The following is an 11,553-nucleotide window of genomic DNA, read 5'->3' on the forward strand; positions in this document are numbered from 1 at the left end:
GCTTTTTGCTGTTTCTGAATATAACTGATAGCTTTGTCTGTAATCAATTCATTTAAGTGGCGTCCATCAGGTTTAATATGAGTTTGATCTTCTACCAAATCAGGATTGTATTGATCGGTTTGAGAACCTAAGAATCCGTAGAAATGATCGAAACCTTTTCCAGTTGGCCATCTGTCAAACGGGCCTGCATCTGTAGCATCTTCGTCTGGCGTAACCCCGTATTTTCCAACCGCAAAAGTGTTGTAGCCATTGTCACGTAAAATCTCAGCAATAGTTCCTTTATCAGAAGGAATTCTTCCGTCCCAACCTGGGAAACCTGCAGAAAGAATAGTGTGAGAAAATCCGCTTACGTGAACTCTTCCTGAATTTCTACCTGTCAATAAAGCAGCACGGGTAGGAGCACAAATCGCTGTTGTGTGAAAGTTAGTATAACGAAGTCCGTTATTAGCAAGATTATCAAAAGTAGGCGTATTGATTAAGCCTCCAAAAGTACTTGAAGCCCCAAATCCAACATCATCCAAAAGAATCCAAACAATATTCGGAGCGCCTTTTGGAGCCGTTACAGGTTCTGGCCAATATTCTTTAGAATCAGCTAAAGTTTTACCGATTGTGCCCTTAAATTCTTGTTTGTCCTGTGCAAATCCTAATTGTGCAATTAGGACAGCAGTAATCAAAAGCCCTTTCTTAGAGCCTTTGATTGAAATGCTATTTTTAAAATTTTTCATTGTTTTATAGTTTTCTAGTTATATGGTTTGAATTAATATCCAGGATTCTGAGGTAATCCATCTGGGTTAATATTTCTTTCGCTTTGCGGAATCGGATAAAGATTATTTCTTTCTGAAACTGAATTTTTAGCCGTTACTTTTTTCACTTCGGTAACCAATGTTCCCCATCTTACCAAATCGTACCAACGCTGTCCTTCTTGAACAAATTCTTTTTTGCGCTCTTCTTGAATTGCTGCTCTAAAAGAAGTTTGATCTAATCCAGATAAATCAAGAGTTGCATCTGGAGTTGTAATATCTTTTCCAAAAGCTCTTCTACGCACTTGATTAATTAATTCGTAAGCTTCTGCAGTTGGTCCACCTTGTTCATTTATCGCTTCCGCTAAAGACAAAAGAATGTCCGCATAACGAATAACAGGAAAGTTGATCGCTACGTTTGAAGGTGTTGCCAGATTAGACAAATCCAAGTATTTTTTGAAGATTGGTTTCGGAAAAGTATAAAGTGTTCCCGTTGACGGATTAAGCAATTGTTTGGCATAACTCACATCTCTTCTTTTATCACCAGGAGCATAAATATCATAGAACAAAGCGACGTCTGAGATAATATCTGCTGGTTCTGTTGCTGTAAATCCAGTAAAAGAAGTTGCTTGAAAAGTGCTTCCGCTAGAACCATTTCCTGCTTGATTTGGCTCAAATTGAACCGAGAAAATATGTTCTTTCCCGTTCTTTTTTGTTTTAGTGAAAATGTCTTGAAAATCTTCAAACAAAGCATATCCGTAACCTCCATTAATAACTTCTCTAGATTTTGCAATAGCATTTGGCCAGTCTTTTCTAGTTAGATACACTTTGGCTAAAATTGCTTTTGCAGCACCAGAAGTAGCACGCCCAGCATCTGCTGCAGTATAGGTTTTGGGTAAAGCTTCGGCATCAGTCAAATCTTTAATGATTTGATTGTAAACTTCGTCAACTGTTGAACGATTAGTTTTTAAATCTCCCAAATTGATAGAAGTAGATTCGTGTAAAACAATCGGAACGCCGCCCCAAAGACGGACTGCCTGAAAATATAATAGTCCTCTAATAAATTTAGCTTCATTAATTAATCTAGTTTTGATTACTTCAGAACCAGAAACTTTCGAAATATTGTCAATAGAAACATTGGCTCTATTGATTCCGTTATAAATTTGTCTCCAAGCTACCTGAACGCGGTCATTAGTTGCATCATGCGTTAAACTGCTCATTGCTCTAACCTGCGGATTTGTTGCAGAAACTCCTGCAGCTGCATAATCAGATCCCATATCAGTCAAGAAATAAAGGTTTCTTCCAAACAAACTTTGCTCGCCTGGATCAAGGCTTAAAGAAGCGTAAACGGCAGTTACACTTGCAACGGCATCATCTTGAGTGACAAAATAATTGTCTTCGGTTACAAAAGAGGTAGGTGTTACCTCTAGATCAGCGCACGATGCCAATAGGCCTGCACTTAAAAGGAATGTTATAATGATCTTTTTCATTTTGATATTTTTTTACTTAGAAAGTTACGTTCAAGCCCGAGATGAATGTTTTAGAGTTTGGATAAGAACCAAAGTCAATTCCCGGATATAAGTTGTTTTGTTCGTATGAACTTACCTCTGGATCATAGCCAGTGTATTTTGTCCATGTAATTAAGTTTTCTGCTGAAACGTAGATTTTTACGCTTTTTGTTCCCAGTTTTTTAGAAACGCTTTTTGGTAAAGTGTATCCTAAAGTGATTAATTTTAATCGTAAGAAAGAAGCATCTTCTACGTATCGTTCAGAAACAATTCCTAGTGGAGAACTAGAAGCTCTCGGAATTTCATTACTCGGATTGGTTGGTGTCCAACGATCATTTAAAGTCGCTGCTGCATTAGTCCCAAGCGTAGAAATTTCTAATTGCTGATTTAAAGCATTGAAGATTTTTCCTCCGTAAGCTCCTTGAAAAGAGAAATTCAAATCAAAATCATTGTATGAAACCGTGTTGCTGAAACTTCCAACAAATTTTGGCTGAGAAGTTCCTAGATTTCCTTTGTCAAGAGCTGTAATTACACCATCTCCGTTTGTATCAACATATTTTCTATCTCCAACTTTTGTATTTGCTAAACTGTTGATTTTTGGTTGTGTATTAACTTCTTCCTGAGTCTGAAAAATTCCGTTGGTTTTGTATCCCCAGAAACTTCCCAAAGGCAAACCTACTTTTACAATAACTGGCTGCTGCTGTAATAAAGAACCATTTGGAACTACTGGGAAAAATTCGTTTACGCCATTTCCAATTTCAGTAACTTTATTTCGGTTAAGAGAAAATACAATGTTTGAATTCCAAGCGAAGTTTTCTGTTTTGATATTTTCGGTAGTTAAACCAACTTCAAAACCTTTATTTTCAACTCCTCCAATGTTTTGAAGCACAGTTGCATAACCTGAACTCAAAGGCACAGGAACGTTAATTAATAAATCTTTTGTCTTTTTGTAATACACATCAAAAACAAAATTGATTTTTCGGTCCAATAATGATAAATCCAATCCAACATTATATTGGTTTGTTTTTTCCCATTTTAGATCTGGATTTGCCAATCGAGTAGGAGCAAGACCAGTGTATAAAGTTCCTCCAAAAGAGTAATTTACAGATCCCATTGAAGCAAGTGGAAGATAATTTCCAATTTCTTGGTTTCCTGTTGTTCCTGCTGTAATTCTCAGTTTGGCTTCAGTTACGCCTTTAATATTGTTGGCAAATTCTTCGTCAGTAATATTCCATGAAAATCCCGCAGAAGGAAAATAACCCCAAAGCGATTCTGAACCAAATCTAGAAGAACCATCCGCACGACCTGAAAGCGTAAAGTTGTATTTTCCTTTATATGAATAATTCACTCTCGCTAACCAAGATTTTAACACACTTTCATAAGCATCGCTGTATGGTTTTACTGGTACACCATCTTGAATAGCATTGTAAGTATTGGCATCATTAACAAAAGTTTGAGCGCCAGCATTCACAACTTCGCCTTTTGTATATTGAAGCGTATAACCTCCCAAGGCAGAAAACTTATGATTCTCGCCAAAATGAGTATTATAATTCAATGTATTCTCGTTTAAAACAGAACCTACTGATCTTTCTCCAATAGAAGCTAAACCTTTTGTTCCCGCTCCTGTTGTTGTGTTTGATGGCGCATAATAATTTTGTTTTGTATTTAAAACATCACCGCTTACAGCCACTTTTGCAGTTAATTCTTTATTGAATTTGTATTCGCCAAATAAACTGGTTAGAATTCGGTTTAATTTGGTTTCGTTAATTGTATTATCCAAATCGTTAATCGGATTTGGAACATAACCATTTACAGAAGTTGCATAAGGATTGTTGGTTACATTATAGCTTCCGTCTGCATTTTTAATAGGTACGACAGGAGCTGTTAAGAGCACACTAACAAGCGGGTTCGGATTTCTTCCAGCCGCTGCGCCTCCATTTGTACCAACACCATTTGCAATTGAATTGGTATAATTGGCATTTACTCCAAATTTAAATTTCTGAGAATAGTTTCTTTCATAGTTGGCACGAAGCGAAATACGTTTAAAATCAGAACCTAAAACAATACCGTCTTGATCAAAATATCCTGCAGAAATTGCATATCTGGATTTTTCGTCTCCGCCAGAAAAAGATAAGTTATGGTTTTGAACAGGTGCTGCAGTAACAAAAGCAGCAGATTGCCAATCGTAATTTCCAGAAGTTTTTAAAGCTTCGATTTGCTCTGGAGAAAAAGAAGGCGCTTGACCAATACTTGCCTGAACATCGTTTCTTAAACTTGCCCATTCACTGGCATTCATTAATTTCAGTTTCTTTGAAATATTTTGGAATCCGAAATAACCTTGGTATGAAATATTATCTTGACCTTTTGTTCCTTTTTTAGTCGTAATAATGACAACTCCATTTGCACCACGAGAACCGTAAATTGCAGTTGCAGAAGCATCTTTCAGAACTTCAATAGATTCTATATCAGCAGGATTAATTGTAGAAAGAACATTTACGCTGGCTCCAGCATAAGTTACTCCTGCAGAACTGTTGCTGTTATCATTGTAAATTAAAATTCCGTCAACAACATAAAGCGGTTCGTTACCAGCAGTAATCGAGTTTCCTCCGCGAATGCGAACACTCGATGATGCTCCAGGACGGCCAGAACTTTGTGTGACTACAACTCCCGCTACAGCGCCTCTTAATAGGTTATCTGCCGAAGAAGTCACCTGAGATAAATTGGCTTTTGGAACCGAAGCGACAGAACCTGTAATGTCTTTTCTTTTTTGAGTTCCATAACCAACAACTACCAATTCGTCTAATTCTTGGCGTTCTTCTCTAAGACTAATAATAACAGGGTTTTTTTCAACAGTGACTTCTAGTTTTTTATATCCAATGTAGCTTACGATCAAAGTATAAGGAAATTTTTGTCCCGTTTGAAAGTAAAATTTTCCTTCAGTATCTGTTACAACTCCGTGAGTTGTTCCTTTAATATTGACAGAAGCCCCTATAATAGGCTGATTTGTAATAGCATCTACAACAGTTCCGTCAAGTTTAGATTGAATAAGAGGTGTGGTATTTTGGGCTTGTATTCCTGCCGTTATAAAGAGCAACTGCAAGAGTATATATAGGTTTAATTTTTTTTTCATTTCTTTGTACTGGTTTTAAGTAATTAACAAGACGCCCTGAGCACTGTTTATACAGCACTCTAAAAGTGTTCTTGATTTAGTGATAAATGTTTCTTTAAGCCTCGCCATTTCTGTTGCCGCAGAAATGGCTTTTTTTATTTACAGCAACAGCTTTGCATTGTTTTCATTTTAGTTTTTTTTTAATTGTTAGTTATTTAATTTATTGAATAATAGATATAGTTTCAAGAATCTGCTCCAATACAAATAATTGCATCGAAAGAGACCTTTGGTTAAATTCAGTAAATATTTTTGGTGGTGTTTTAAAAGATTTGCTTCGATATGAAATCTAAAGGCAAACAAAATATGTAGATTATTAACAACAGATACACATATAACAAATAGTGCTATAAGTGTAGTTTTTACGAAGAATGTAACGCGATATGCTTTCTGTTGTTTTCACAATAATAGTTTTTAAGGTTTGAAATACTATTTTAAACTCTACTAATCCTATAGACAAAGTTAAATTTTATATAATAAAAACCAAAAATTTGATGCACTTTTTTTGAAAAATATGCTGCTACAAGCCTTGTGGAATATCCTTATTTTTTGCGAATGCCTTATTCTAAAGGACTTGATAAGATAATTGAGTTTGAGATAATTGTTAAAGAATAATTTAAAAACCATGCAAAATTGTAGTAATTTACTCTTGTTTTTTATTCTTAAATTCCCTCTAAAATGGGTTTTTTGAATTTCAAATGAAGTAAAAAAGCTCTATAAAGCAATTTCTAGCTTTAATTTTGTAAAATCTAAATAAGAATTTAAAGTTGATTTTGAATAAATTAAAGTAATTTTATAGGTATTAAAAGAAAATAGAATTTTTTGAACCAACCTAATGATAAATACTTATATTTGCAATAAGTATTTTTACTTAGTTTTATAATTAAAAAGAAAATGATAGAAGTAAAAGAAGCCTTAGAAATTGTTGCGGCAAATAGTTCGGTTTTATCAACGCAGAAAATTTCGGTGAGTAAAGCGTTAGGATATATTTTGGCAGAAACAGTTTATTCGCCTATTTCAATGCCACCGTTTCGCCAATCAGCAATGGATGGATATGCTTTTACACATTCTATTAGGCATCAATTTGATGTGGTTGGAACTTCTAAAGCGGGAGATCATAACAATATAAAACTAAAAGAAAATGAAGCAGTACGTATTTTTACAGGAGCTTATGTTCCTAAAAATGCAGATACTGTTGTAATGCAGGAGCATGTTATGGCTAATGAAGATTCGATTTTGATAGCCAAAAAACCAGAAGCTTTTGCCAACGTAAGAAATAAAGGAGAACAGATTAATGCTGAAGATGTTGTTTTTGATGCCAATACATTGATTACTCCTGCAGCAATTGGTTTTTTAGCTTGTTTGGGAATTACAGAAATAACAGTTTATAAAAAGCCCAAAATTGCCATTTTGATTACTGGAAACGAATTGATAAAACCAGGTAAGAAACTTCCAAAAGGCAAAATTTACGAAAGCAATTCAGTAATGTTGCAAGCCGCACTTCAGACAATTGGAATTAATAAAGTTAAAGTTCATACAGTTAAAGACAATCTAAAAGCGACTAAAAAAGCATTACAGTCTTTCCTTAAAAAAAATGATATTGTATTAATTTCTGGCGGAATTTCGGTTGGCGATTATGACTTTGTAAAAGAAGCATTATTGAAAAATGGAGTACAGGAACTTTTTTATAAAATCAATCAGAAACCTGGAAAACCCATGTTTTTTGGTGCTAAAAAAGACACTTTGGTATTTGCCTTACCAGGAAATCCAGCATCGTCATTAACTAATTTTTATATCTACGTATATCCTGCGGTTAAAAACAAAATGGGATTTTCTAATACACATTTGCCAAAAATTGTCCGTAAGTTACAGAATCAGATTACTAATACTACAGGAAAAACACTTTTCTTAAAAGCATTATATAATGAAAGCAGCGTTGAAATTCTAGAAGGACAAAGTTCGGCAATGCTAAATACTTTCGCAATAGCGAATGGATTAGTAATCGTCCCTCATGATGTTGAAAGCATAAAAAAAGGTTCATCGGTAACGATTCTGCCAATTGATTAATTTTTTTTAGAAAGATAGAAGAAAGAAGCAAATAGAAAGAAAACAGCGATTCTATTTCCAATATTGAAAAGCGTTGTGTAAATAAAAGCATATAGCTTGAAACCTGAAAAAGAAAGAAACCATGAAAATATCAGTATTTATTCTTTGCGGAGGAAAAAGCACCAGAATGCAGTCAGAAAAAGGATTGGTTTTGTTTCAAGGTAAGCCATTTATCGAACACATTATTCAGGCGATTTTGCCTATTACAGATCGAATTAAATTGATTACATCATCAAAAGAATACGATTATTTGGATTATGAAAAAATTCCCGATTTAATTGCAGACAAAGGGCCTTTGGGTGGAATTTACACGGCATTGTCACATTCGGAAACCAAATTTAATCTGATTTTAAGTTGTGATATTCCATTAATTTCAACAGAATTATTGCAAGAATTAATTTCAAAACATACCAAAGAAGCTGAGATAACAGTTTTTGCATCCGAAAGCAAAACGCATCCCTTAATTGGAATTTATTCCAAAAATATTGTTGCAGCCATTAAAGAAGCAATTGATTCGAATGAATTAAAAATGATGGATTTGTTGGCAAAATTGCCTCATCAAATCATTAATATAGAAGAAAGTGAAAACTTTCATTTAACCAATATTAATTCGGCTGACGAATTGAATGATCTAAATATCAATTTAACTTAAAAGACTATGCGAAATTCAAAAACACCAAAATTGACGATTGTAGGCGCAGGTCCAGGCGATGTTGAATTGATTACATTAAAAGCAATTAAAGCTTTAGAAAGCGCCGATGTAGTTCTGTATGATGCTCTTGTAAACGAAGAATTACTAGAATATGCATCAAATGCAGAAATTGTTTTTGTTGGTAAACGTTTAGGCTGCCACGCGTACACGCAAGATCAAATTAACGATTTGATAGTTTCAATGGCAAATCTTCACGGACATGTGGTTCGTTTAAAAGGAGGAGATTCTTTTATTTTTGGAAGAGGAAGCGAAGAAATTGATTACGCGGTAAAATTTGGCTTAGAAACCGCTGTCGTTCCAGGAATTTCGTCTGCTTTAGGTGTTCCAGCAACAGCAGGAATCAGTTTGACACAACGTAAAATTGCTGAAAGCTTTTGGGTTATAACGGGAACAACTTCAAATCACGAATTATCAAAAGATGTTCATTTAGCATCAAAATCGGCTGCGACTGTTGTTATTTTGATGGGCATGCATAAATTAAATGAGATTATTTCGATTTATCAAGAGAATAGAAATGATGACCTTCCAGTCGCAATTATTCAAAACGGAACAAAAAATTCAGAACAAAAAGCAATCGGAACTATAAGTACAATTACTAAATTGGTATCCGAAAAGAATATTTCATCACCTGCGATTATCGTGATTGGTGAAGTGGTGAAAAACACATCAAAACTGACAGAATATTTTCAGGAACATTTTGATGATGAATTCATTTTTCAAAATTTAAATTTATAAAAATGATCGAGGTTAAATATTTTGGAGCTGTTGCTGAGAAAACAAAATGTGAATTTGAAAAATTAACTTTTTCAGAAGAATTATCATTGCAGAGACTTTTGCAGAATTTAAGCCAAAAATACGAGTTCGAATCACTAACTTTTAGCGTTGCAATAAATCAAAAAATAGTTTCAAAAGAAGTAGATTATACATTGAAAACCAACGATATTGTGGCTTTATTGCCGCCATTTGCCGGAGGTTAAAAATAATTTTATGAGCGAAACGGAACGATATAAGAGACAAATTATACTTCCTGAAATTGGAGATATTGGTCAGTACAAATTATTGAAATCTAAAGTTTTGGTAATTGGTGCTGGAGGTTTGGCTGCTTCAATTCTGCCTTATCTAGCTGCTGCAGGAATCGGCGAAATTGGTATTGTTGACGATGATCTTATTGAAGTTTCTAATCTTCATAGACAAGTAATTTATAAAACTTCGGCGGTTGGAAAAAGAAAAGTTATAGAAGCAAAAGCAATGCTTTCAGAACTGAATCCGGAAGTGAAAGTGAATGTTTTTGAAGAAAAATTATCTGGAAAAAATGCAATTTCATTGTTCGAAAAATACGATATTATTGTTGATGCAACAGACAATATTTCGATAAAATACTTAATTAATGATGCTTGTCTAGTGAGCAATAAACCAATGGTTTACGGATCGATTTTTAGATTCCAAGGACAAGTTTCAGTTTTCAATTATCAAAACGGACCAACTTACAGATGTTTGTATCCTGATGAAAATTCGAATGCGGCAAATTGTGAAGATGCTGGCGTAATTGGAGTTTCCGTTGGAATTATCGGAATGTTTCAGGCCAATGAAGTTCTAAAAATGATTCTTGGAGTTGGAGAAGTTTTAAGCGGAAAAATATTGGTTTATAATATTTTAAATAACGAACAGCAGAAATATGATTTCGAAAAGAGTTCAAAATTAGAAATGACCAAAGAAGATTTCGAACAGAAATACAATTCATCTGAAAATCAGATTGAAGAAATAAAATTTGAACTTCTTTTGAATGAAATAGAAAACGATGAGGTTCTTTTTTTAGATGTTCGAAATGAAGATGAAGCGCCAAAAATCAAATTGAAAAATAGTATTCAAATTCCGTTGCTGCATTTAGAAAGTGAAATTAAAAAATTGAATTCAAATCAAACTATTTACGTTTTTTGCCAATCTGGAATTAGAAGTAAAATTGCGGCCGAATTGCTTCAAAAATATCAATTTAAAAATATAAAAAGCATTGCTGGAGGCGCTTTAGCAATGAAGCAGTTATTACAAGAAATAAAAATATAGTCATAGGTTTTAAAATGTTCGTCTAGTTTGTCATTTCGACGAAGGAGAAATCTTCGCGAGTAGCTCGACAAAGATTGGTGAATTACTGTGAGGAGTTCCTTGCGAAGATTTCTCCTTCGTCGAAATGACAATATTGAGTTTTAATTCGTGAAAATTCGTGTAATTCGTGGCAAAAGAAAAATCATTTTAATCCATATAATCTGTGGCAAAAAAAACATAAAAAATGAGTAAAAATGTATTTGTAGAAGGACCGATTGCTCCTGAGTTTATTGCTGAATCAATCGCTAAACATCAATCAAAACATACGATTGGAGCGCATAATATTTTTCTAGGACAAGTTCGTGCCGATGTTATTCATGATAACACAGTCGTAGCAATCGATTATTCGGCCTATAAAGACATGGCAAATGAAGCTTTGTATGCCATTCGCGAAAAGGCCTTTGCCAAATTTGATTTAACTTGCATGCACATTTACCACAGTTTGGGCGTTGTAAAAGCAGGCGAAATCTGTTTGTTCGTTTTTGTTTCGGCAACACGTCGCAAACAAGTTTATGAAGCCACAGAAGCAATTGTAAACTGGATAAAAACAGATGTGCCGATTTTTGGTAAAGAAATGTTTGAAAACGATACATTCACTTGGAAACAAAATACCTAAGAAATTATAATGGTAGATATTACGCATAAAATAAGCACTTTAAGAGTCGCAACCGCAACCGCAATTGTAAAAGTAAGCAAACAAGAAACAATTGATGCTGTTGTGAATAATTTAGTGCCAAAAGGAAACGTGTTCGAAATGGCAAAAACTGCAGGATTGTTTGCGGTCAAAAATACGCATTTGTCTATTCCAGATTGTCATCCGCTTCCAATTGAATTTACTTCTGTAGAATACAATATCGAGGGTTTAGATATTCATATTGTTTTCAAAGTAAAAACCGTTTACAAAACCGGAGTTGAGGTTGAAGCCATGCATGGCGCATCGATTGTAGCGCTTACAATGTATGATATGTTAAAGCCAATTGACAAAGAAATCGAAATTTCAACCATCAAATTAATCAATAAAGAAGGCGGAAAATCGTCTTTTAAAAATAAATTCCCGAATGTAATTAAAGCCGCAGTTTTCGTTTGTTCTGATTCGATTTTTGCAGGTGATAAAGAAGACAGATCTGGAAAAACAATAGTAGAAAAATTAGATTCATACGGAGTTGAAACTTCTCATTACGAGATTATTCCAGATGAATTAGCTATTATTCAGGAAAAAAC

Annotated in this window: 10 protein-coding genes; 7 read left to right on the forward strand and 3 right to left on the reverse strand. The window is 34.2% G+C overall.

The features are described 5' to 3' along the window. The 3 genes from B3J44_RS00770 to B3J44_RS00780 all read right to left on the reverse strand — a co-directional run. Nucleotides 1-725, reverse strand: a 725-nt coding sequence (locus B3J44_RS00770) for a sulfatase-like hydrolase/transferase (RefSeq protein WP_286964969.1), incomplete at its 3' end; no start/stop codon positions are given. A 32-nt stretch (nt 726-757) separates the two neighbouring features. Next, nucleotides 758-2,230, reverse strand: coding sequence for a RagB/SusD family nutrient uptake outer membrane protein (locus B3J44_RS00775; protein WP_286964971.1), 1,473 nt, complete (start codon nt 2,228-2,230; stop codon nt 758-760). A gap of 16 nt (nt 2,231-2,246) precedes the next feature. Then, nucleotides 2,247-5,378 carry a SusC/RagA family TonB-linked outer membrane protein gene (locus B3J44_RS00780; protein ID WP_198856375.1) on the reverse strand — a complete coding sequence of 1,044 codons (3,132 nt, stop codon included), beginning with the start codon at nt 5,376-5,378 and terminating at the stop codon, nt 2,247-2,249. A 930-nt stretch (nt 5,379-6,308) separates the two neighbouring features. Here B3J44_RS00780 and glp point away from each other — a divergent pair. The 7 genes from glp to B3J44_RS00815 form a co-directional block, all read left to right on the forward strand. Beyond that, on the forward strand, nt 6,309-7,481 hold the full coding sequence (gene glp, locus B3J44_RS00785) for a gephyrin-like molybdotransferase Glp (protein ID WP_286964972.1): 1,173 nt from the start codon (nt 6,309-6,311) through the stop codon (nt 7,479-7,481). Between the two features lie 121 nt (nt 7,482-7,602). Beyond that, nucleotides 7,603-8,172 (forward strand): molybdenum cofactor guanylyltransferase, encoded by a 570-nt coding sequence (locus tag B3J44_RS00790; RefSeq protein ID WP_286964974.1) that lies wholly within the window; start codon nt 7,603-7,605, stop codon nt 8,170-8,172. Between the two features lie 6 nt (nt 8,173-8,178). After that, the gene (gene cobA, locus B3J44_RS00795) at nt 8,179-8,967 is read left to right on the forward strand and encodes a uroporphyrinogen-III C-methyltransferase (protein ID WP_198856372.1); all 789 of its coding nucleotides are present in this window, start codon (nt 8,179-8,181) and stop codon (nt 8,965-8,967) included. A gap of 2 nt (nt 8,968-8,969) precedes the next feature. Continuing rightward, a complete protein-coding gene (locus B3J44_RS00800) occupies nt 8,970-9,209 on the forward strand; it encodes a MoaD/ThiS family protein (RefSeq protein WP_286964975.1) in 240 nt (79 codons plus the stop codon). Between the two features lie 10 nt (nt 9,210-9,219). Next, nucleotides 9,220-10,293: a HesA/MoeB/ThiF family protein gene (locus B3J44_RS00805; protein ID WP_286964976.1), complete on the forward strand. Its 1,074-nt coding sequence runs from the start codon at nt 9,220-9,222 to the stop codon at nt 10,291-10,293. A gap of 223 nt (nt 10,294-10,516) precedes the next feature. Continuing rightward, nucleotides 10,517-10,948, forward strand: a complete 432-nt coding sequence (locus B3J44_RS00810) for a molybdenum cofactor biosynthesis protein MoaE (protein WP_263521595.1) — start codon at nt 10,517-10,519, stop codon at nt 10,946-10,948. A 9-nt stretch (nt 10,949-10,957) separates the two neighbouring features. Next, nucleotides 10,958-11,553 (forward strand): bifunctional molybdenum cofactor biosynthesis protein MoaC/MoaB (locus tag B3J44_RS00815; protein WP_286964977.1); only part of this gene is annotated, 596 nt, incomplete at its 3' end.

The sequence above is a fragment of the Flavobacterium sp. UBA4854 genome (assembly GCF_002399805.1).
GTDB classification, from domain to species: domain Bacteria; phylum Bacteroidota; class Bacteroidia; order Flavobacteriales; family Flavobacteriaceae; genus Flavobacterium; species Flavobacterium ginsengisoli.